Here is a 25,969-nt window from a genome sequence, read left to right on the forward strand (position 1 = left end):
TCAGGCTTTTCCGAATTCGTTGTTGATGATGTCGAAGAGGTCTTCGGCGGACGCCGAGTCGATGGCGGATTCCTCGTCCTCCGCGGCCTGCGCGGCACGGTCGGTCCTGGTCCAGTTCGCCAGGAGCGTTTCGAGCCGTGCCGTGACGCGGGTGCGTTCGGCGGCGTCGTCCTCGGGGACCGACGAGAGGAGGATCTCCAGCTTGTCGATCTCCGCGATCGCCGGGAGCGCGGGCGCGCCGTCCTCGCCGAGGAGTTCGGCACGGAGGTGGGCGGCCAGGGCGGCGGGGGTGGGGTGGTCGAAGACGAGGCTCGCGGGCAGGCGCAGTCCGGTGGCGGAGCCGAGCCGGGTGCGCAGGTCGACGGCGGCGAGCGAGTCGAAGCCGAGTTCCTTGAAGGCGCGGCCCGCGGCGACCGTGGCGGCCCCGGCGTGGCCGAGGACCGCGGCGACGTGCTCGCGGACCAGGCCGAGCAGGGTCCGTTCGGCGTCGTCGGGGGCCATGCCCCGCAACTCGGCGAGCAGCCGCTCCGGTCCGGCCCCGGTACCGGTGCCGGTACCGGCGTCGCCGCCCGTCCCGGTGCCGTGCTCCGGCTGCCCGGTGGCCAGTGCGCGCCGTACCTCGGGGAGGTCGGCGATCAGCGGCCGCGGACGGGCCGCGGTGAACGCCGGGGCGAAGAGGTCCCAGCCGACGTCGGCGACGGTGACCGTCGTGTCCCCGGCGTCGAGGGCCCGCTGGAGGGCGGCGATCGACCGCTCGGGGTCCATGACGGGCAGGCCGCGGCGGCGCAGCTGCTCCGCCGCCTCATCGTCGGCGACGAGCCCGCCCTCGCCCCACGGGCCCCAGGCCACGGCCGTGGCCTGCAGGCCGCGGTCGCGACGCTGCTGGGCCAGGGCGTCGAGGTGGGCGTTGGCCGCCGCGTAGGCGGCCTGACCGCCGCTGCCCCAGACGCCGGCGATGGAGGAGAACAGGACGAAGGCGTCCAGCTGCGCGTCGCCGAGCAGTTCGTCGAGGTGCTCGGCGCCGGTGACCTTGGCGGCGAGGACCGCCGCGAGGTCGCCGGGGCCGCTCTCGGCGAGCGGGGCGTACTGGCCGACGCCCGCCGTGTGGAACACGGCGGTCAGGGCCGGGCCGGAACCGTCCCCGCCGAGGGAGGCGAGGAGCGTACGGAGGGACTCGCGGTCGGTGACGTCGCAGGCGACGGCCGTGGCCCGGGCCCCGAGCGCGGCGAGCTCCGCGATCAGCGCGTCGACGCCCTCGGCCCGCGGCCCGCGGCGGCCCGCCAGGACGAGGTGCTCGGCGCCGTGCGCGGCGAGCCAGCGAGCCACGTGCGCGCCGAGCGCACCCGTGCCGCCGGTGATCAGGACGGTTCCGCTGGGCCGCCAGGGGGCGCGGTCCTCCGCCGCCGGGGCGGCATGGCTGATCCGGCGGGCGAGGAGCCCGGCGGACCGGACGGCGACCTGGTCCTCGTACGCGGCCCCGGATGCGGCCCCGGTCCCGGACGCGGTCCCGGTTCCGGACGCGGTCCCGGTTCCGTGCGCGGTGTCCGTCGCGCCGAGCACGGCGAGCAGCCGCTCCAGCGCCCGGCCGTCCGCGTCGGCGGGCAGGTCCACGAGACCGCCCCAGCGCTCCGGGTGCTCCAGGGCGACGACCCTGCCGAATCCCCAGATCTGTGCCTGCGCGGCGCTGCGTACCCGGTCGGCGGCTCCGGTCGCGACGGCCCCGGCGGTCACGCACCACAGCGGTGCGTCGACCCAGGCGTCCCCGAGAGCCTGGACGAGCGCCCCGGTCAGGATCAGCCCGGCCGGTGCGGCCGGGTGCGCCGGGTGCGGGAACTCGGCGAAGCCCAGCAGCGACACCACGCCGTCGGCCCGGTCGCCTGCGAGCGCCGTGGCCAGCAGGTCCGCCACGGCGGCACGGTCGGCCGTGGCCGCGTCCAGGACGACCTCGCGTACGTCCACGCCCTGCGCCCGGAGGGTGTCCGCGATCCCGGGGACGGCGGTCCCGGGGACGGCGGAACCGGACTCGGCGGCAACGGTGGTGACGACGAGCCAGGTGCCCGAGGGGCGCGCGGCCGTCTGCGGGTCGCCGAGCGGCTTCCAGGTGACGGCATAGCGCCAGCCGTCGACGACCGAGCGCTCCGCACGGCGGCGCCGCCAGGCGGACAGCGCCGGCAGCAGGTCGCTCAGCGGCCGGTCGGCGTCGATCTCCAGGGTGGCGGTGAGGGCGGTGAGGTCCTCGTTGTCGACGGCAGCCCAGAAGGCGGCATCGACCGCCCCTCCGGCCGCGGCACCGGCACCGGCCTCGGCGGACGCCGGGAGGGCGGCCTCCTCCAGCCAGTAGCGCGTCCGCTGGAAGGCGTAGGTCGGCAGGTCGACGCGGCGGGCTCCGGTACCGGCGTAGTACGCGTCCCAGTCCACCGCGACGCCGTGGACGTGGGCCAGCGCCACGGCTGTGGCGAGGGACTCGGTCTCGGCACGGCCCTTGCGCAGTGCGGGGACGAAGACGGAGTCAGCGGTGTCAGCGGTGCCGCCGGTCAGGCATTCCCGGGCGAGCGCGGACAGGACGCCGTCCGGCCCGAGTTCGACGTAGGTCGTCACGCCCGCGGCCTCCAGCGCCCGCACCCCGTCGAGGAAGCGGACGGCTTCACGGACGTGCCGGACCCAGAAGTCCGCCGAGCCCATCTCGTCGGTGACCGGCGCACCGGTCAGGTTCGACACGAGCGGGATGCGGGGCGCCGCGAAGGCGAGCCCCTCGACGACCTTGCGGAAGTCGGCGAGCATGCCGTCCATGAGCGGCGAGTGGAAGGCGTGGCTGACGGTGAGGCGCCTGGTCTTGCGGCCCCGTGCCTCGAAGACCGCGGCGATCGCGGTGGCCTCGCCCTCGTCACCGGAGATGACCACCGACTCCGGGCCGTTGACCGCGGCGATGCCGACGCGGCCGGCTCCGGCGAGGAGCGGCAGGACCTCGTCCTCGGCGGCCTGGACGGCGATCATCGCACCACCACCCGGCAGCGCCTGCATCAAACGGCCCCGAGCCGCCACCAGCGCGCACGCGTCCTCCAGCGAGAACACACCCGCGACGTGTGCAGCGGCGATCTCGCCGATGGAGTGGCCTGAGAGGAAGTCCGGCCGCAGGCCCCAGCTCTCGACGAGGCGGAACAGGGCCACCTCGACGGCGAACAGGGCCGGCTGGGTGTACTCCGTACGGTCCAGCAGCGCCGCGTCCGTACCGAACAGCACATCCCGCAGCGGGAATTCGAGCAATCCGTCCATCCGGGCGCAGATCGCGTCCAGCGCGTCCGCGAAGGCCGGGCAGGCGGCGTACAGCTCACGGCCCATGCCCAGGCGCTGACTGCCCTGACCGGTGAACAGGAAGGCCAGAGCCCCGGCCTTCGCGGTTCCGCGGAGCAGGCCCGCTGCGGACTCACCCGCGGCGAGCGCCTTCAGCGCGGCCTCGAACTCGGCCCGCTCGGCGGCTACCACGACGGCGCGGTGTTCGAGAGCCGACCTCGACGTGGCCAGGGAGTAGGCCACATCGGCGGGTTCGGCCCGCTCGTCCGCCGCGACCCGGGCGGCCAGACGCTCGGCCTGGGCCCGCAGGGCGGTCTCGGTCTTCGCGGAGAGCACCCACGGCAGCACGGCGGTGGGCGCGGCCTTCGAGAGCGCGGACTGCGGGAGCGCGGACTGCTCGGCCTCGGCGCCGTCGAGGACTTCCGGTACCTGCTCGATGATCGTGTGGGCGTTGGTACCGCTGAAGCCGAAGGAGGAGATGCCCGCTCGGCGCGGACGCCCCGTCTCGGGCCAGTCACGCAGCTCGGTCAGCAGCTCGACGTCACCGGCCGACCAGTCGACGTGCGGGGTCGGCTCGTCCACGTGCAGGGTCTGCGGGAGCACCCCGTGCTGCATCGCCAGCACCATCTTCATCACACCCGCCACACCCGCGGCGGCCTGCGTGTGACCGATGTTCGATTTGATCGAGCCGAGGAGCAGCGGACGGCCGTCCTCGCGGTCCTGGCCGTAGGTCGCCATCAGGGCCTGCGCCTCGATGGGGTCACCGAGCCGCGTACCGGTGCCGTGGGCCTCGACAGCGTCGACCTCGCCGGCCGAAAGCCCGGCGCTCGCGAGGGCGGCGCGGATGACGCGCTGCTGGGAGGGGCCGTTCGGGGCGGTGAGCCCGTTGCTGGCACCGTCCTGGTTGATCGCCGAACCACGGACCACGGCGAGGACGGGGTGGCCGTTGCGGCGGGCATCCGACAGCCGCTCCACGAGCAGCATGCCGACGCCCTCACCCCAGCCGGTGCCGTCGGCCGAAGCCGCGAACGCCTTGATCCGGCCGTCCTCCGCCAGACCACGCTGACGGCTGAAGTCGATATACGCACCGGGCGACGACATCACGGTGACACCACCCGCGAGGGCGAGCGAGCACTCGCCGCTGCGCAGGGCCTGAACCGCCCAGTGCAGGGCGACGAGGGAGGCCGAGCAGGCGGTGTCGACGGTCACGGCCGGGCCTTCGAGACCGAAGGCGTAGGAGAGCCGGCCGGAGACCACGCTCGCGGCGTTGCCCGTGCCCAGATACCCCTCGATGCCGTCGGGGACGGACTGGAGCGTGGCGCCGTAGTCCTGGCCGTTGGTGCCGACGAAGACACCGGCCTGGCTGCCACGCAACGACGCCGGGTCGATACCCGCCCGCTCGAACGCCTCCCAGGTGGTCTCCAGCAGCAGCCTCTGCTGAGGGTCCATGGCGAGGGCCTCGCGCGGGGAGATCCCGAAGAAGTCGGCGTCGAAGTCGGCGACGTCGTAGAGGAAGCCACCCTCACGGGCGTAGAAGGTGCCCTGCTGGTCGGGGTCCGGGTTGTAGAGGCGGTCCAGGTCCCAGCCGCGGTCGACGGGGAACTCGCCGATCGCGTCTCCACCGGATGCCAGCAGCTTCCACAGGTCCTCGGGAGTCCGCACCCCGCCGGGGAAGCGGCAGCTCATCGCCACGATCGCGATCGGATCGTCGTCCACCACCGTCGCCACCGGACCACTGACCTCGACCGCGGTCCCCAGCAGCTCGTCCCGCAGGAACGCCATGAGAGCGGAGGCCGTCGGGTAGTCGAAGATCAGCGTCGCCGGCAGGCTCACCCCCGTCGCCGCCCCGAGCCGGTTACGCAGCTCGACGGCCGTCAGTGAGTCGAAGCCCAGCTCCTTGAACGCCCGCTCCGCACCCACCGCCTCCGAACCGTCATGACCCAGCACCGCGGCCACATGCGCACGAACGAGCCCAAGCAGCTCCCGCTCCAGCTCGGCCGCGCCCAGACCGGCGAACCGGTCGGTGGGCGAAGCCGTGGCCTCGGCGGCGGATCCGGCCGGGCGGGTCTCGACGAGTTCGGAGAAGAGGGTGCTGGGGCGGACCACGGAGAAGGCGGGTGCAAAACGCTCCCATGCCACATCGGCCACCAGCAAGGCAGCCGCATCACCGACCGCACCCACGCTCTGCCGCAGGACGGCCATCGCCGTCTCTGGCGCCATCGGCGGAAGACCCTCACGCCGCATCCGCGCATCCAAGACCTCGTCGGCGGCCATGCCGCCCTCGGCCCACGGACCCCAAGCGAGCGAGGTGGCAGCCAGCCCGGCCGCCTGCCGCTGCTCGGCGAGGGCGTCCAGGTAGGCGTTGGCGGCGGCGTAGTTGGCCTGACCGGCCGCACCGGTCATGCCGCTCATGGAGGAGAAGAGGACGAAAGCGTCGAGCTCGATGCCGAGTTCGACGGTCAGTTCGTGGAGGTTGAGCGCGGAGACGGCCTTCGCCCGCAGGACGCTCTCGAACCGCTCCGGCGTCAGCGCGTCCAGGACCCCGTCGTCCAGCACACCAGCCGTGTGCACCACCGCAGTCAGCGTTTCGGCCTCGGCGGCCAGCAGCTCCCGCAGAGCCTCCCGGTCCGAAGCATCACAAGCAACGACGGACACATCGACACCCAGCTCAGCCACCAGCTCAGCCACACCAGGAGCATCCAGGCCCCGGCGGCTGGTCAGCACCAGACGCTCAACCCCGGCACCGGCGAGCCAACGAGCCACCCGACCACCCAGCGCACCCGTCCCACCAGTCACCAGAACCGTCCCGGACGGCGACCAGGAACCCTCAGCCCTGGCAGCACGCACCAGACGACGACCGAAGACCCCAGACGACCTCACCGCCACCTGGTCCTCGACACCACCCAGAACGGCAACCAGCCGGCCCATGGCCCGCTCGTCCCACACCCCAGGCAGGTCAACGAGACCGCCCCAGCGCTCGGGAACCTCCAGCGCCGCGACCCGACCCAGACCCCACACCTGCGCCTGAACAGGCGACACGAGCTTGTCCGAACGACCCACACTCACCGCGCCACGCGTCAGGCACCACAACGGCGCCCGAACCCCGGCATCACCCAACGCCTGCACCAGACCAGCCGTCGGCACAACACCCGCAGCCTCATCCAGCGCCAGCAACGACACCACACCAGCCACCGAACCAGCACCAGCCAGCAGACCGGCAAGACCAGCACGGTCCATGCCCGGCTCCGCCACGACCCGGCGCACCTCGGCACCGCGCCCGGCCAGAGCCTCCACCACAGCCGTGTCATCCACACCTGCGGCAGGCACCACCACCAGCCACTCACCCGACAGCCCGGCACCCGCGGTGCCCTCCGTCAGCGGCTTCCACGACACCCGGTACCGCCAGCCGTCCACCTCGGACTGGGTCCGCAGACCCCGGCGCCACGCCGACAGGGCGGGCAGTGCCGGCAGGACCGTTCCCAGGGTGTTCTCGTCGTCCATGTCCAGCGCGGCAGCGAGCGACTCCAGGTCCTCCCGCTCCACGGCGTCCCAGAAGCGGGAGTCCAGGTCGTCCGCCGCACCCTTCCGGGTCGCACCCGGCATCTCCAGCCAGTAGCGCTGGTGCTGGAAGGCGTACGTCGGCAGTTCCACCCGTCGGGCGCCGGTACCGGCGTAGAAGGCGGACCAGTCCACGGCCACACCCCGTACCTGCGCCTGGGCCAGAGCCGCAACCGCGGTCTCCGCCTCCGGCCGACCATCCCGCAGCACCGGCACGAACCCGGCAGCAGCCGTCACGCACTCCTGTGCCAGCGCCGACAGCACGCCGTCGGGACCGAGTTCGAGGTACGTCGTCACCCCCGCGGCCTCAAGCGCCCGGATGCCGTCGAGGAAGCGAACCGCCTCCCGGACGTGCCGCACCCAGAACTCGGCCGAACCCATCTCGTCGGAGACGAGGGCACCGGTCAGGTTGGAGACGACCGGGATGCGCGGAGCGGCAAGGTCCAGCTTCGCCACGACCTCACGGAAGGCGTCCAGCATGCCGTCCATGTGCGGCGAGTGGAACGCGTGGCTGACGGTGAGCCGCTTGGTCTTCCGGTCGGCGAACGACGCCACCACGGCCAGCACGGCATCCTCGTCACCCGCCACGACCACCGACTGAGGCCCGTTGACGGCAGCGATGCTCACGCGCTCGGTCAACAGCGGCAGGACCTCGTCCTCCGAAGCCTGCACCGCGACCATCACACCACCGGACGGCAACGCCTGCATCAGACGACCACGAGCCGCCACCAGCGTGCACGCGTCCTCCAGCGAGAACACACCCGCCACATGCGCAGCCGCGATCTCGCCCACGGAGTGACCGGACAGGAAGTCCGGCTTCACACCCCACGACTCCAACAGCCGGAACAACGCCACCTCGACCGCGAACAGCGCGGGCTGCGCATACTCCGTACGGTCCAGAACGGTCGCATCAGCCCCGAACAGGACGTCCTTCAGCGGCACTTCAAGTTCAACCTGCTCGCACACCGCGTCGAACGCGGCCGCGAACACCGGGTAGGCGTCATACAGCTCACGCCCCATCCCGAGGCGCTGGCTGCCCTGCCCGGTGAACAGGAAGGCAGTCTTCCCACCCGCTGGCGAGCCCTCGATCACACCTGCTGCAGAGCGGCCTTCCGCGAGCGCGGCGAGCCCGGCCAGCAGACCCTCACGGTCCGCGGCCACCACGGCCGCCCGGTCCTCGAACAGAGCCCGGCCGGAAACCAGCGACCACGCCACATCCACCGGACGCAGCTCAGGCGCGCCCAGAACGAAGGACTGCAGCTGGCGGGCCTGGGCACGCAGCGCGTCCTCGCCCTTGGCAGACAGCAGCCACGGCGTCGCAGCCGGGACGACGGTCTCGTCCTGCTGGACCACCGCTGCCGCGACCGGCGGCTGCTCGATGATCGTGTGGGCGTTGGTGCCGCTGATGCCGAAGGAGGAGATGCCCGCGCGACGTGCCCGGCCGGTTTCCGGCCATGCCACCGCCTCGGTCAGCAGGCTGACATCGCCGGCCTCCCAGTCGATCTGCGCCGACGGCGCATCCACATGCAGCGTCTTGGGAAGCACGCCATGCCGCATCGCCATGATCATCTTGATGACGCCCGCGACACCGGCGGCAGCCTGCGTGTGACCGATGTTCGACTTGATCGACCCCAGCAGCAGCGGCTGACCGTCCAGCCGCTCCTGCCCATAGGTCGCCAGCAGCGCCTGCGCCTCGATCGGGTCACCCAGACGCGTGCCGGTGCCGTGCGCCTCCACCGCATCCACATCCGCAGCCGACAGACCGGCCCCGGCCAGCGCCTCACGGATCACCCGCTGCTGCGAAGGACCGTTCGGCGCGGTGAGGCCGTTGCTCGCACCGTCCTGGTTGATGGCCGAGCCGCGTACGACGGCAAGGATCGGGTGGCCGTGACGCAGGGCGTCGGACTGCCGCTCGACCAGGAGCATGCCCGCACCCTCGGCCCAGCCGGTGCCGTCCGCCGCGTCAGCGAACGACTTGCACCGGCCATCGGCCGCCAGACCACGCTGACGGCTGAAGTCGACGAACGTCTCCGGCGTCGCCATGATCGCGACACCACCCGCCAGAGCCATGTCGCACTCGCCATTGCGCAGTGCCTGGATCGCCCAGTGCAGAGCGACGAGGGACGACGAGCACGCCGTGTCGACCGTGACCGCCGGACCCTCCAGGCCGAAGGCGTACGAGACGCGACCCGAGGCGATGCTGCCGGAGATGCCGGTGCCGAGGTAGCCCTCCACGCCTTCTGGCAGGTCCTCGCCGTTTCCGTAGCCGCTCGCGTAGTCGTGGTACATCACGCCGGCAAACACACCGGTGCGGCTGCCCCGCATGGAGGTCGGGTCGATACCGGCCCGCTCGAAAGCCTCCCACGAGGTCTCCAGCAGCAGCCTCTGCTGCGGATCCATCGCCAGCGCCTCACGCGGCGAGATCCCGAAGAACCCCGCATCGAACTCGGCCGCCTCGTGCAGGAAACCACCCTCACGCGTGTACGACGTACCCGCATGATCCGGATCCGGGTGATACAGCGCCTCGACATCCCAACCACGGTCCGTCGGGAAGGCCGTGATGCCGTCCGCACCGGACGCGACGAGCTGCCAGAGGTCCTCGGGGGTACGGACTCCACCGGGGAAGCGGCAGCCCATGCCCACGATGACGATCGGGTCGTCCGCGACGACCGTGGTCGACCGTGCGGCCGAGACCGCCTTCCCGTGTACGCCGCTCTGCTCGTTGGGCTGGTCGTCGACGGCGAGTTCGGCGAGCAGGTGCCGCGCCAGCGACACCGGCGTCGGGTAGTCGAACACCAGCGTCGGCGCCAGCCGCAGCCCCGTCTCCGCCTTCAGATCGTTCCGCAGCTCCACAGCCGTCAGCGAATCGAAGCCCAGATCACGGAACGCACGCTCCGCATCCACCGCCCCCGCACCGCCATGCCCCAGAACCGCAGCGACCCGACCACACACCAGATCCAGCAGCACACCCTCACGCTCGACCACCGGCACACCCAGCAGCCGCGCCACCAACGGCGAACCACCCTCACCGCCCGCACCCGAACCCCGACGCTCCACCGCACGCCGCGCCGGAACCCGCACCAGAGCCCGCAGCAACGCCGGAGTCGAACCCGACGACACCGCCCGAGCCCGCAACACCGCCACATCCAGATGCATCGGCACCAACACCGCCGCATCCACCGTCAACGCCGCATCGAACAGCGCCAGGCCGTCCTCGGCGGCGAGTGCGGCGACCCCTTCGCGGGCCAGGCGGCGGAGGTTGGCGTCGTCGAGCGTCGCGGCCATGCCCGCTGCACCCTCGGCTCCGTTGCCCGCCTGCGGGGCCCACAGGCCCCAGGCCAGCGACACCGCAGGCAGACCCTCGGCCCGCCGCCGCTCCGCCAACCCCTCCAAGAACGCGTTCGCCGCCGCATAGTTCGCCTGACCCGCCGCACCGAACGCAGCCGCAGCACCCGAGAACAACACGAACGCCGAAAGACCCATCCCCCGCGTCAGCTCATGCAGGTTCCACGCCGCATCCACCTTCGGACGCAACACCCCCACAACCCGCTCCGCAGTCAACGCACCCAACACACCGTCATCCAGCACACCAGCCGTGTGCACCACACCCCGCAACGGGAACTCCGCAGGAATCCCCGCCAACAACCCCGCCAACGCCTCCCGATCCGCCACATCACAAGCAACCAGGTCGGCATGGGCACCCAGCGCACGCAGTTCGGCGACCAGTTCGGCAGCGCCCTCGGCCGCCGCACCCCGGCGGCTGGTCAGGAGCAGGCGCTCCACGCCATGGGCCGTCACCAGGTGGCGGGCGAAGAGCCGACCCAGGCCACCGGTGGCTCCGGTGACCAGCACCGTGCCGGAGGTGCCTCCCAGGGCAGCGACCGCTTCGGCCGTGCTGTCCGAGGCGGGTACGCGGACCAGGCGCGGCACGCTCACCACACCTCCGCGGACCGCGAGTTCCGGCTCACCCACCGCCAGCGCCACAGGAAGCGCCGCCACCGACACCGCGTCCACATCCGCACCCAGATCCACCATCACCAGCTGGCCCGGGTTCTCCGACTGCGCCGAACGCAGCAGACCCCGCACCGCACTCCCCGGCAGATCCCTCACCCCAGCACCGGCCTCGACCGCCACCGCACCAGCCGACACCCACACCAGCCGCGACCCCGCCAACCGAGCCTCAGCCAGCCACTCCTGAACCATCACCAGCGCCGCATTCACCGCCACGTGGACCACCCCAGCACCATCAGCGACCTCCCGGCCGACCGCAGGCAGCACGAACACCGCATCCGGTACGGACTCACCCGCATCCAGCGCCGCGGCCAAGGCAGTTACGTCTGCGTACTCGGAGACCTGAGCACCCGTACCGCCCAGCCCGATCTCATCGCGACCGCCCAGCACCGCCCACCGCAGACCGGCAGCAGACGCAGGAACCACCGGCGCAGGCAGCCACTCCACCCGGAACAACGACTCGACGTGACCGGCGCCAGTCGCGCTCACATCGCCGGCCGAGGCGGGGCGCAGCATGAGCGACTCCACCGAGGCGACCGGGCCACCGGCCTCGTCGGCCACCAGAAGCGCCAGGCTGTGCGGGTCCCCCGCCGAGTTCGGCGTCAGACGCATCCGCAGCGCCGACGCACCAACCGCGTACAGCGACACCCCCGTCCACGAGAACGGCAGGAGAGCGCCCGATGAGTCCTGGCTGGCCGGGTCGCCGTGCCCGATGGCGTGCAGACCGGCATCCAGCAGCGCCGGATGCAGCCCGAACCGCGCCGCATCCCGCTGACCGTCCTCCGGCAGAACCACCTCGGTGAACAGCACACCACCCCGACGCCACGCCGCCTTCAACCCCTGGAACAGCGGGCCGTAGGCCATTCCGTCCCCGGCGAGTTCCTCGTACAGCCCGTCGATGTCGACGGGTTCGGCACCCTGCGGCGGCCAGACGGCCAAGTCCGCGAAGTCCTGTGCCGCTTCGGTCTGGTCTCGGGTGGCGAGGACGCCCGCCCCGTGGCGGGTCCACGGCTCCTCCGCCAGCGCGCCCTGAGGACGCGAGTACACGCCGAACGGCCGACGGCCCGACTCCACCGGCGCCTCGACCACCAACTGGAGCTGAACACCTCCACGCTCCGGCAGCACCAACGGCGCCTCCAGCGTCAGCTCCTCCACCACATCACAGCCGACCTCATCACCCGCACGCACCGCCAAGTCCACGAACGCGGTACCCGGCAGCAACACATTGCCCAGGATCGTGTGGTCGGCGATCCACGGGTGGGTCTCCACGGACAGACGGCCCGCGAACAGCACGCCCTCGGAATCGGCGAGTGCCACGGCAGCGCCCAGCAGGGGGTGCGCCACCTCGCCCAGACCGATGGACTCCGGGTCCCCGGCCACGAACGCCATCGCACTCGGCCAGAACCGCCTGCGCTGGAAGGCATACGTCGGCAGATCGACACGCCGGGCGCCCGTGCCCTCGTAGTAGGCGCTCCAGTCGACGGTGACGCCGTGGGCGAAGGCCTGGGCGAGTGCCGTCGTGACGGCCTCCGCCTCGGGGCGGCCCTCGCGCAGTGCGGGGACGAAGACCGTGTCGTCGGCTTCGTTGGTGAGGCACCCCTGGGCGAGGGCGGACAGGACGCCGTCCGGGCCGAGTTCGAGGTACGTCGTCACACCGGCGGCCTCAAGCGCCCGCACACCATCGAGGAAGCGAACGGCCTCCCGGACGTGCCGCACCCAGAACTCCGCCGAACCCATCTCGTCGGAGACGAGGGCACCGGTCAGGTTGGAGACGACCGGGATCCGCGGAGCGGCAAACTCCAGCCCCGCCACCACCTCACGGAAGGCGTCCAGCATGCCGTCCATGTGCGGCGAGTGGAACGCATGGCTGACCGTGAGCCGCTTGCTCTTCCGGTCGGCGAAGGCCTCTACGACGTCCAGCGCGGCGTCCTCGTCACCCGCGATCACGACCGAGGTCGGACCGTTGACCGCCGCGATGCTCACGCGCTCGGTCAGCAGCGGCAGGACCTCGTCCTCCGACGCCTGCACCGCGACCATCACACCACCCGACGGCAGCGCCTGCATCAAACGGCCCCGAGCCGCCACCAGCGAGCACGCGTCCTCCAGCGAGAAGACGCCCGCGACGTGTGCGGCGGCGATCTCGCCGATGGAGTGGCCGGAGAGGAAGTCCGGCCGCAGGCCCCAGCTCTCGACGAGGCGGAACAGGGCGACCTCGACGGCGAACAGGGCCGGCTGGGTGTACTCCGTACGGTCCAGCAGCGCCGCGTCCGTCCCGAACAGCACATCCCGCAGCGGGAATTCGAGCAATCCGTCCATCCGGGCGCAGATCGCGTCCAGCGCGTCCGCGAAGGCCGGGTAGGCGGCGTACAGCTCACGGCCCATGCCCAGGCGCTGACTGCCCTGACCGGTGAACAGGAAGGCCAGAGCCCCGGCGCTCGCGGTTCCGCGGGTCAGTCCGGCGGCCGGCTCACCGGCTGCGATGGCCTGGAGCGCGGCAAGGAACGCGGCCCGCTCCCCCGCGACCACCACGGCCCGACGTTCCAGGGCTGACCGGGAGGTCGCCAGGGAGTACGCCACGTCGAGCGGTTCGAGGTCCTCCCCGTCCGCCGCGACGCGCTCGGCCAGACGCTCGGCCTGGGCCCGCAGGGCGGTCTCGGTCTTCGCGGAGAGCACCCACGGCAGCACGGCGGTGGGCGCGCTCTGCGGGAGCGCGGTCTGCTCGGCCTCGTCGCCCTCGGGGGCCTGCTCGATGATGGTGTGGGCGTTGGTTCCGCTGAAGCCGAAGGAGGAGATTCCCGCTCGGCGCGGTCGGCCGGTCTCGGGCCAGTCACGCAGCTCGGTCAGCAACTCGACGTCACCGGCCGACCAGTCGACGTGCGGGGTGGGCTCGTCGACGTGCAGGGTCTGCGGGAGCAGCCCGTGCTGCATCGCCAGCACCATCTTCATCACGCCCGCCACACCGGCAGCAGCCTGTGTGTGACCGATGTTGGACTTCACCGAACCCAGCAGCAACGGCCTCTCGGCCGAACGCTCCTGGCCGTAGGTGGCCAGCAGGGCCTGCGCCTCGATCGGGTCGCCGAGCTTCGTGCCCGTGCCGTGGGCCTCGACCACGTCCACGTCCCCGCCGGAGAGCCCGGCGCTCGCGAGGGCGGCGCGGATGACGCGCTGCTGGGAGGGGCCGTTCGGGGCGGTGAGCCCGTTGCTGGCACCGTCCTGGTTGATCGCCGAACCTCGCACGATCGCCAGTACCGGGTGGCCGTTGCGACGGGCGTCCGACAGCCGCTCCACGAGCAGCATGCCGACACCCTCACCCCAGCCCGTACCGTCCGCCCCAGCCGCGAACGCCTTGATCCGGCCGTCCTCCGCCAGGCCGCGCTGACGGCTGAAGTCGATGTACGCGCCGGGCGACGACATCACGGTCACACCGCCGGCCAGTGCCATGGAGCATTCGCCCTGACGCAGGGCCTGAACGGCCAGGTGCAGGGCGACGAGGGAGGCCGAGCAGGCAGTGTCGACGGTCACGGCCGGGCCTTCGAGGCCGAAGGCGTAAGACAGCCTGCCCGAGACCACGCTCGCGGCGTTGCCCGTACCGAGGAAGCCCTCGATACCGTCGGGAACGCTCTGGAAGGTGGCGCCGTAGTCCTGGCCGTTGGTGCCGACGAAGACACCGGCCTGGGTGCCCCGCAGCGACGCCGGGTCGATACCGGCCCGCTCGAAGGCCTCCCAGGTGGTCTCCAGCAGCAGACGCTGCTGGGGGTCCATGGCGAGGGCCTCGCGCGGGGAGATCCCGAAGAAGTCGGCGTCGAAGTCGGCGACGTCGTAGAGGAAGCCACCCTCACGGGCGTAGAAGGTGCCCTGCTGGTCGGGGTCCGGGCTGTAGAGGCGGTCCAGGTCCCAGCCGCGGTCGACGGGGAACTCACCGATCGCGTCTCCACCGGACGCCAGCAGCTTCCACAGGTCCTCAGGAGTCCGCACCCCGCCGGGGAAGCGGCAGCTCATCGCCACGATCGCGATCGGATCGCCGTCCACCACCGTCGCCACCGGACCACTGACCTCGACCGCGGTCCCCAGCAGCTCGTCCCGCAGGAACGCCATGAGAGCGGAGGCCGTCGGGTAGTCGAAGATCAGCGTCGCCGGCAGGCTCACCCCCGTCGCCGCCCCGAGCCGGTTACGCAACTCGACGGCCGTCAGTGAGTCGAAGCCCAGCTCCTTGAACGCCCGCTCCGCACCCACCGCCTCCGAACCGTCATGACCCAGCACCGCGGCCACATGCGTACGAACGAGCCCAAGCAGCTCCCGCTCCAGCTCGGCAGCACCGAGTCCAGCCAGTCGGCCCGTGGGGGCACCGGTCTCGTCAGCGGGGTGAGCAGAAGTGGTGGTCGCCGCCAGGACCTCCCGCAGCTCGGAGAAGAGGGTGCTGGGGCGGACCACGGAGAAGGCGGGTGCAAAGCGCTCCCACGCCACATCGGCCACCAGCAAGGCAGCCGCATCACCGACCCCACCCACGCTCTGCCGCAGGACGGCCATCGCCGTCTCCGGCGCCATAGGCGGAAGACCCTCACGCCGCATCCGCGCATCCAAGACCTCGTCAGCGGCCATGCCGCCCTCGGCCCACGGACCCCAGGCGAGCGAGGTCGCGGCCAGACCAGCCGCCCGCCGCTGCTCAGCCAAAGCATCCAAGTAGGCATTCGCAGCGGCGTAGTTGCCCTGTCCTGGGGCACCAACCATGCCGCTCATGGAGGAGAAGAGGACGAAGGCGTCGAGCTCGATGCCGAGTTCGACCGTCAGCTCGTGCAGGTTCAGCGCCGAGACGGCCTTGGCCCGCAGCACGCTCTCGAACCGCTCCGGCGTCAGCGCGTCCAGGACCCCGTCGTCCAGCACACCAGCCGTATGCACCACACCGGTCAGCGTGTCGGCCTCGGCGGCCAGCAGTTCTCGCAACGCCTCCCGGTCCGAAGCATCACAAGCAACGACGGACACGTCGACACCCAGCTCGGCCACCAGCTCGGCGACACCAGGGGCATCCGGGCCCCGTCGGCTGGTCAGCACCAACCGCTCGACACCCGCACCAGCGAGCCAACGAGCGACCCGGCCACCCAGCGCACCCGTACCACCGGTCACCAGAACCGTCCCGGACGGCGACCAGGAACCCTCCGCCCTGGCAGCACGCACCAGACGACGACCGAAGACACCGGACGACCTCACCGCCACCTGGTCCTCGACACCACCCAGAACGGCAACCAGCCGGCCCATGGCCCGCTCGTCCCACACCTCAGGCAGATCGACCAGACCACCCCAGCGCTCGGGAACCTCAAGCGCCGCGACCCGGCCCAGACCCCACACCTGCGCCTGAACAGGCGACACGAGCTTGTCCGAACGGCCCACACTCACCGCGCCGCAGGTCAGGCACCACAGCGGCGCCGCCAGACCGGCATCACCCAGCGCCTGCACCAGACCAGCGGTAGCAACAAGCCCACCGGTCTCATCCAGCGCCAGCAACGACACCACACCAGCCACCGAACCAGCACCAGCACCAGCCAGCAGCTCAGCCAGCCCAGCACGGTCCGTACCCGGCTCCACCACAACCCGCCGCACCTCGGCACCGCGCCCGGCCAGAGCCTCCACCACAGCCGTGTCATCCACACCTGCGGCAGGCACCACCACCAGCCACTCACCCGACAGCCCGGCACCCGCGGCGCCCTCCGTCAGCGGCTTCCACGACACCCGGTACCGCCAGCCGTCCACCTCGGACTGGGTCCGCAGACCCCGGCGCCACGCCGACAGGGCGGGCAGGACCGAGCTCCAGGCGCCTTCGTCCTCGACGTCCAATGCGCCGACGAGCGACGCGAGGTCCTCCCGCTCGACCGCGTCCCAGAAGCGGGAGTCCGCGTCGTAGGCGGCAACGCTGCGGGCGGCCGCCGCCAGCTGGAGCCAGTAGCGCTGGCGCTGGAACGCGTACGTCGGCAGTTCCACCCGACCGGCACCCGCGCCGCCGAGGAACGCAGCCCAGTCGACGGCCACACCCCGCACATGCGCCTGAGCGAGGGCCGAAACCACGGTCTCGGCTTCGGAACGGCCGTTCCGCAGGGCGGGCACGAAGGTCGTGCCTTCATCCGTCACGCAGTCCTGGCCAATCGCCGAGAGCACGCCGCCGGGCCCCAGCTCCAGGTACGTCGTCACACCCACGGCCTCAAGCGCCCGCACACCATCCAGGAAACGAACCGCCTCCCGTACGTGCCGCACCCAGAACTCGGCCGAACCCATCTCGTCCGAGACCAGCGCACCGGTCAGGTTGGAGACAACCGGGATCCGCGGAGCGGCAAACTCCAGCCCCGCCACGACCTCACGGAAGGCGTCCAGCATGCCGTCCATGTGCGGCGAGTGGAACGCATGACTGACCGTCAGCCTCCGGCTCTTCCGGTCAGCGAAGGCCTCTACGATGCCCAGCGCGGCATCCTCGTCACCCGCGATCACAACCGAGGAGGGCCCGTTGACCGCAGCAATGCCCACCCGCTCGGTCAGCAGCGGCAGGACCTCGTCCTCCGACGCCTGGAGGGCGATCATCACGCCACCACCCGGCAGCGCCTGCATCAGACGACCACGAGCCGCCACCAGCGTGCACGCGTCCTCCAGCGAGAACACACCCGCCACATGCGCAGCAGCGATCTCGCCCACGGAGTGACCGGACAGGAAGTCCGGACGCACACCCCACGACTCGACAAGGCGGAACAACGCCACCTCCAGCGCGAACAGCGCCGGCTGAGTGAACCGCGTCTCGTCGAGCAGAGCCACGTCGTCGCCGAACAGGACGTCCTTCAGCGGGACTTCGAGCTCAAGCCGCTCGCACACCGCGTCGAACGCGGCCGCGAACACCGGGTAGGCGTCATACAGCTCACGCCCCATCCCGAGGCGCTGACTGCCCTGCCCGGTGAACAGGAACGCGGTCTTCCCACCCACCGGCGAGCCCTCGATCACACCCGCGGAGGTGCCTCCCTCCGCGAGCGCGGCGAGCCCGGCCAGCAAACCCTCACGGTCCGCGGCCACCACGGCCGCCCGGTCCTCGAACAGAGCCCGGCCGGAAACCAGCGACCACGCCACATCCACCGGACGCAGCTCAGGCGCGCCCAGCAGATAGGACCGCAGCTGACTGGCCTGCGCCCGTACGGCCTCCTCACCCTTGGCGGACAGCACCCAGGCCGCCATCGGAGCGGCCGTCTCGTCCTGCTGGACCACGGCTGCCGCGACCGGCGGCTGCTCGATGATCGTGTGGGCGTTGGTGCCGCTGATGCCGAAGGAGGAGATGCCCGCGCGACGTGCCCGGCCGGTTTCCGGCCATGCCACCGCCTCGGTCAGCAGGCTGACATCGCCGGCCTCCCATTCGATCTGTGCCGACGGCGCATCCACGTGAAGCGTCTTGGGAAGTACGCCGTGCCGCATCGCCATGATCATCTTGATGACGCCCGCGACACCGGCGGCAGCCTGCGTGTGACCGATGTTCGACTTGATCGACCCCAGCAGCAGCGGCTGACCGTCCAGCCGCTCCTGCCCATAGGTCGCCAGCAGCGCCTGCGCCTCGATCGGGTCACCCAGACGCGTGCCCGTGCCGTGCGCCTCCACCGCATCCACGTCCGCAGCCGACAGACCGGCCCCGGCCAGCGCCTCACGGATCACCCGCTGCTGCGAAGGACCGTTCGGCGCGGTCAGACCGTTGCTCGCACCGTCCTGGTTCACCGCCGAACCACGGACCACCGCCAGGACAGGGTGGCCGTGACGCAGGGCGTCGGACTGCCGCTCGACCAGGAGCATGCCCGCACCCTCGGCCCAGCCGGTGCCGTCCGCCGCGTCCGCGAACGACTTGCACCGGCCATCGGCCGCCAGACCACGCTGACGGCTGAAGTCGACGAACGTCTCCGGGGTCGCCATGATCGCGACACCACCCGCCAGGGCCATGTCGCACTCGCCGTTGCGCAGTGCCTGGATCGCCCAGTGCAGCGCCACGAGGGACGACGAGCACGCCGTATCGACCGTGACCGCCGGACCCTCCAGGCCGAAGGTGTAGGCGATCCGGCCGGAAGCAATGCTGCCGGCGTTGCCGGTGCCGAGATAGCCCTCCACGCCCTCCGGCAGTCCCTCGCCGGCGCCTTCGCCGATGGCGACGCCCGTCACGTAGTCGTGGTACATCACGCCGGCGAAGACACCGGTGCGGCTGCCGCGCATGGAGGTCGGGTCGATACCGGCCCGCTCGAAAGCCTCCCACGAGGTCTCCAGCAGCAGCCTCTGCTGCGGATCCATCGCCAGCGCCTCACGCGGCGAGATCCCGAAGAACCCCGCATCGAACTCGGCCGCCTCGTGCAGGAAACCACCCTCACGCGTGTACGACGTACCCGCATGATCCGGATCCGGGTGATACAGCCCCTCGACATCCCAACCACGGTCCGTCGGGAACGTGGTGATCCCGTCGGCACCCGAGGCGACCAGCTGCCACAGGTCCTCGGGGGTCCTCACCCCGCCGGGGAAGCGGCAGCCCATCCCGACGATGACGATCGGATCGTCGGCGACACCGGCCGCCGTACGGACCGGGGCACGCAGATCCCGCGCCGCGTCCTGTGCGGCAGGCTGGTCGTCGACGGCGAGTTCGGCGAGCAGGTGCCGCGCCAGCGCCACCGGCGTCGGGTAGTCGAACACCAGAGTCGGCGCCAGCCGCAGCCCCGTCTCCGCCTTCAGATCGTTCCGCAGCTCCACAGCCGTCAGCGAATCGAAGCCCAGATCACGGAACGCACGCTCCGCATCCACCGCCCCCGCACCGCCATGCCCCAGAACCGCAGCGACCCGACCACACACCAGATCCAGCAGCACACCCTCACGCTCGGCCACCGGCACACCCAGCAGCCGCGCCACCAACGGCGAACCACCCTCACCGCCCGCACCCGAACCCGAACCCCGACGCTCCACCGCACGCCGCGCCGGAACCCGCACCAGAGCCCGCAGCAACGCCGGAGTCGAACCCGACGACACCGCCCGAGCCCGCAACACCGCCACATCCAGATGCATCGGCACCAACACCGCCGCATCCACCGTCAACGCCGCATCGAACAGCGCCAGGCCCTCGTGGCCCGTCAGGGCTCCGACGCCGTCCCGCGCGATACGCCGCAGGTCGACCTCGTCGAGCTGACCGGCCATGCCACCGTTGCTGCCCGCCTGCGGGGCCCACAGGCCCCAGGCCAGCGACACCGCCGGCAGACCCTCGGCCCGCCGCCGCTCCGCCAACCCCTCCAGGAACGCGTTCGCCGCCGCATAGTTCGCCTGACCCGCCGCACCGAACGCAGCCGCAGCACCCGAGAACAACACGAACGCCGACAGACCCATCCCCCGCGTCAGCTCATGCAGGTTCCACGCCGCATCCACCTTCGGACGCAACACCCCCACAACCCGCTCCGCAGTCAACGCACCCAACACACCGTCATCCAGCACACCAGCCGTATGCACCACACCCCGCAACGGGAACTCCGCAGGAATCCCCGCCAACAACCCCGCCAACGCCTCCCGGTCCGCCACATCACAGGCGACGAGTTCCGCCTTGGCGCCGAGTCCGGCCAGTTCCGCGACCAGTTCTTCCGCGCCCTCGGCCGCGGCACCGCGACGGCTGACCAGCAGCAGGTTCCGTACCCCGTACTCGGTGGCGAGGTGGCGGGCGAAGAGCCGTCCCAGGTCACCGGTGCCTCCGGTGACGAGCACCGTGCCGGACGGGTCACCGAAGCCGGTCGGCAGCTCGGTGGCCTCCACAACCGCCGAGGCGGGTACGCGGACCAGGCGCGGCACGCTGACCACACCTCCGCGGACCGCGAGTTCCGGCTCACCCACCGCCAGCGCCGCCGGAAGCGCCGCCACCGACACCGCGTCGGCGTCCAGATCCACCATCACCAGCTGGCCCGGGTTCTCCGACTGCGCCGAGCGCAGCAGACCCCGCACCGCACTGCCCGGCAGATCCCTCACCCCAGCACCGGCCTCGACCGCCACCGCACCAGCCGACACCCACACCAGCCGCGACCCCGCCAACCGAGCCTCAGCCAGCCACTCCTGAACCATCACCAGCGCCGCATTCACCGCCGCATGGACCACCCCAGCACCATCAGCGACCTCCTGGCCAACGGCAGGCAGCACGAACACCGCATCCGGCACGGACTCACCGGCATCCAGCGCCATGGCCAGAGCGGCCACACTCGCGTACTCGGAGACCTGAGCACCCGTCCCCGCCAGCCCGATCTCGTCGCGACCGCCCAGCACCGCCCACCGCAGACCGGCAGCAGACGCAGGAACCACCGGCGCAGGCAGCCACTCCACCCGGAACAGCGACTCGACATGCCCGGCACCAGCCGCGCTCACCTGCTCCGCGGAAGCGGGCCGCAGTACCAGCGACTCCACGGAGGCGACGGGACGGCCGGCCTCGTCGGCCACCAGAAGCGCCAGGCTGTGCGGGTCCTCCGCCGAGTTCGGCGTCAGACGCATCCGCAGCGCCGACGCACCAACCGCGTACAGCGACACCCCCGTCCACGAGAACGGCAGCAGTGCGCCGGCCGCCGCCCCACCCGTGTCACCGTGCCCGATGGCGTGCAGACCGGCATCCAGCAGCGCCGGATGCAGCCCGAACCGCGCCGCATCCCGCTGACCGTCCTCCGGCAGAACCACCTCGGTGAACAGCACACCACCCCGACGCCACGCCGCCTTCAACCCCTGGAACAACGGGCCGTACGCGACGCCCTCCCGCGCCAGTTCCTCGTAGAGCCCGTCGATGTCGACCGGCACGGCGCCGGCCGGCGGCCAGTTCGCGAGGTCGTCGAACTCCTGCGAGGGCTCGGGCCGGGCTCCGGTGGCGAGGACGCCCGAGCCGTGCCGGGTCCACGCTTCGTCCCCCGCCCCTTCCTGACGACGCGAGTACACGCCGAACGGCCGACGGCCCGACTCCACCGGCGCCTCGACCACCAACTGGAGCTGAACGCCTCCACGCTCCGGCAGCACCAACGGCGCCTCCAGCGTCAGCTCCTCCACCACATCACAGCCGACCTCATCACCCGCACGCACCGCCAGATCCACGAACGCGGTACCCGGAAGCAACACACCGCCCAGGATCGTGTGGTCGGCGATCCACGGGTGGGTGTCGAGCGAAAGACGACCGGCGAGCAGTACCCCGTCCGAGTCAGCCGGCGTCACGGCCGCGCCCAGCAGGGGGTGCGCCGCATCGCCCAGACCGATGGACTCCGGGTCCCCGGCCACGAACGCCATCGCACTCGGCCAGAACCGCCTGCGCTGGAAGGCATACGTCGGCAGATCGACACGCCGGACACCGGTACCGGCGAAGAATGCGGACCAGTCGACCGTGACTCCGCGCACGTGGGCCTGGGCCAGGGCCGCCGCGCAGGTCTCGGCCTCGCCGCGCCCGGAGCGCAGGACCGGCACGAAGCGGGCGTCCGCGTCACCGGTCAGGCAGTGCTGCGCCATCGCGGACAGGACGCCGTCCGGGCCGAGTTCGACGTACGTCGTCACACCGGCGGCCTCAAGCGCCCGCACACCATCGAGGAAGCGAACCGCCTCGCGGACGTGCCGCACCCAGAACTCCGCCGAACCCATCTCGTCCGAGACCAGCGCACCAGTCAGGTTGGACACGACCGGGATCCGCGGAGCGGCAAACTCCAGCCCCGCCACCACCTCACGGAAGTCATCCAGCATGCCGTCCATGTGCGGCGAGTGGAACGCGTGACTGACCGTCAGACGCTTGCTCTTCCGGTCGGCGAAGGCCTCTACGACGTCCAGCGCGGCATCCTCGTCACCCGCGATCACGACCGAGGTCGGCCCGTTGACCGCAGCGATGCTCACGCGATCGGTCAGCAGCGGCAGGACCTCGTCCTCCGACGCCTGCACCGCGACCATCACACCACCGGACGGCAACGCCTGCATCAACCGGCCCCGAGCCGCCACCAGCGAGCACGCGTCCTCCAGCGAGAAGACGCCCGCGACGTGCGCGGCGGCGATCTCGCCGATGGAGTGGCCTGAGAGGAAGTCCGGCCGCAGGCCCCAGCTCTCGACGAGGCGGAACAGGGCCACCTCGACGGCGAACAGGGCCGGCTGGGTGTACTCCGTACGGTCCAGCATCTCCGCATCGCCGCCGAACAGCACGTCCTTCAGCGGCACCTCCAGGTCGAAGCGGGCACACACCGCATCCAGCGCGTCCGCGAAGACGGGGAAGGCCTCGTACAGCTCACGCCCCGCGCCCAGCCGCTGACTGCCCTGCCCCGTGAACAGGAAGGCCGTACGACCGTCACCGACGGCACCCGTGGCGGTCTGCGCCGGCGTCTCCCCTGACGCGATGCCCGTCAGGGCTTCGCGCAGCTCCTGGACGCCCTCGGCCGCAAGCACCACGGCCGCCCGGTGGTCCAGGTGCGCGCGGCTCGTGGCCAGCGAGAAGGCCACGTCGGCGGCCTCAACCGCGGAGTCGAGGTGCGCGGCGAGCGCGGCAGCCTGTGCCCGGACGGCCTCGGGGGTCCTGCCGGAGAGCAGGTACGGCAGGACGCGGAGACCCGAGAGTCGTCCGACCGGCTGCGCCCCGTCGCCGTCGCCGTCGCCGTCGCCGTCGCCCTGGGGAGCTTGCTCGATGATGGTGTGGGCGTTGGTTCCGCTGATGCCGAAGGAGGAGATTCCCGCTCGGCGCGGGCGGCCGGTCTCGGGCCAGGCCCGCTGCTCGGTCAGCAGCTCGACCTCGCCCGCAGACCAGTCGACGTGGGGGGTGGGACCGTCGACGTGCAGGGTCTGCGGGAGCAGCCCGTGCTGCATCGCCAGCACCATCTTCATCACACCGGCGACACCGGCAGCGGCCTGCGTGTGACCGATGTTGGACTTCACTGAGCCGAGGAGCAGCGGTCGGCCGTCCTCGCGGTCCTGCCCGTAGGTGGCCAGCAGGGCCTGCGCCTCGATCGGGTCGCCCAGCTTCGTACCCGTGCCGTGGGCCTCCACGGCGTCCACGTCGGCGGCCGACAGCCCGGCACTCGCCAGCGCCTGGCGGATGACGCGCTGCTGCGAGGGGCCGTTCGGGGCGGTCAGGCCGTTGCTCGCGCCGTCCTGGTTGATCGCCGAGCCCCGGACCACCGCCAGTACCGGGTGCCCGTTGCGACGGGCATCGGAGAGCCGCTCGACGAGCAGCATGCCGACACCCTCACCCCAGCCCGTACCGTCCGCCGCAGCCGCGAACGCCTTGATCCGGCCGTCCTCAGCCAGACCACGCTGACGGCTGAAGTCGATGAAGTTCTCCGGCGTCGACATGACCGTCACACCGCCCGCGAGTGCCAGCGAGCACTCGCCGCCGCGCAGCGCCTGGATCGCCCAGTGCAGCGCGACCAGCGAGGACGAGCAGGCGGTGTCGACGGTGACCGCCGGACCCTCCAGTCCGAAGACGTAGGAGACGCGCCCGGACATGACGCTGCCCGCGTTGCCCGTACCCACGTGCCCTTCGAGGCCGTCCTGGTCGCGGGTGATGAGGGAGAGGTAGTCCTGGCCGTTGGTGCCGACGAAGACACCGGCGCGGCTTCCGCGCAGCGACGTCGGGTCGATGCCGGCCCGCTCGAAAGCCTCCCAGGAGGTCTCCAGCAGCAGGCGCTGCTGCGGGTCCATCGCGAGGGCCTCACGCGGGGAGATTCCGAAGAAGTCCGCGTCGAAGTCGGCCGCCCCTGCGACGAAAGCGCCTTCACGGGTGTACGAAGTCCCCGGCTGGTCCGGGTCGGGGCTGTAGAGGCGGTCCAGGTTCCAGCCGCGGTCGGCCGGGAAGGCGTCGACCGCGTCCGTACCCTGTGCGAGCAGCTCCCAGAGGGCCTCAGGGGTGCTGACCCCGCCGGGGAAGCGGCAGCTCATGGCGACGATGGCGATCGGGTCGCCGTCGACGGCGGAGGCGACGGGGAGCATGGCGCCGGCGACGGGGACGCTGCCTACCAGCTCCTCACGGAGGTACTCGGCGAGAGCGGCGGAGGTCGGGTAGTCGTAGACGAGGGTGACGGGCAGGCGCAGCTCGGTGGCCGCGTTCAGGCGGTTGCGCAGCTCGACCGCGGTGAGCGAGTCGAAGCCGAGTTCCTTGAAGGCACGCTCCGCGCCGACCGCGTCGGCACCGGCGTGCCCGAGGACTGCGGCGACGTGCCTACGGACCATGCCGAGCAGCTCGCGTACCTGCTCGGCGGGGGCGAGCGCGGAGAGCCGCGCGCCGAGGGTGAGGGGGCCGTCGGCCTGCGCGGACGCAGCCCGGTCAGTACGGGCCTCGGCGGCCGAGCGGGTCGCGCGGACCTCGCTGAGCTCGTCGAAGAGGGTGCTGCCCCGGACAGCGGTGTGGCCGGAGAGGTACTGCTCCCAGACGACGTCGGCCACGGTGAGGGAGGCGTCCTTGCCGACCACGGCCTGGCCGAGGGCACGGATCGCCGCGCTCGCGCTCATGGGCGGTACGCCGTCCCGGCGCATCCGGGCTCCGAGAGCCTCATCGGCGGCCATGCCGCCCTCGGCCCAGGGACCCCAGGCGAGGGAGGTCGCGGCCAGCCCGGCCGCCCGCCGCTGCTCGGCGAGGGCGTCCAGGTAGGCGTTGGCGGCGGCGTAGTTGGCCTGACCGGCCGCACCGATCGTGCCGCTCATGGAGGAGAAGAGGACGAAAGCGTCGAGCTCGATGCCGAGTTCGACCGTCAGCTCGTGCACGTTGAGTGCGGAGGTGGCCTTGGCGCGCAGCACGCTCTCGAACCGCTCCGGCGTCAGCGCGTCCAGGACCCCGTCGTCCAGCACACCAGCCGTGTGCACCACCCCGGTCAGCGTTTCGGCCTCGGCGGCCAGCAGCTCCCGCAGAGCCTCCCGGTCCGAAGCATCACAAGCAACGACGGACACATCGACACCCAGCTCAGCCACCAGCTCAGCCACACCAGGAGCATCCAGGCCCCGCCGACTGGTCAGCACCAGACGCTCAACCCCGGCACCGGCGAGCCAACGAGCCACCCGACCACCCAGCGCACCCGTCCCACCAGTCACCAGAACCGTCCCGGACGGCGACCAGGAACCCTCAGCCCTGGCAGCACGCACCAGACGACGACCGAAG

Annotated in this window: 1 protein-coding gene (running past one end of the window); it reads right to left on the reverse strand. The window is 71.7% G+C overall.

The genetic code is table 11. The annotated features are described in order from the left end of the window. Positions 1-25,969, reverse strand: the 3' portion of a protein-coding gene (locus DEJ51_RS04650; RefSeq protein ID WP_223835666.1) for a type I polyketide synthase. 8,459 nt of this gene lie beyond the right edge of the window; the window shows 25,969 of its 34,428 coding nt (coding positions 8,460-34,428); its start codon lies beyond the right edge, outside the window; its stop codon occupies positions 1-3.

Source organism: Streptomyces venezuelae, from assembly GCF_008642275.1.
Classification (GTDB): Bacteria; Actinomycetota; Actinomycetes; order Streptomycetales; family Streptomycetaceae; genus Streptomyces; species Streptomyces venezuelae_E.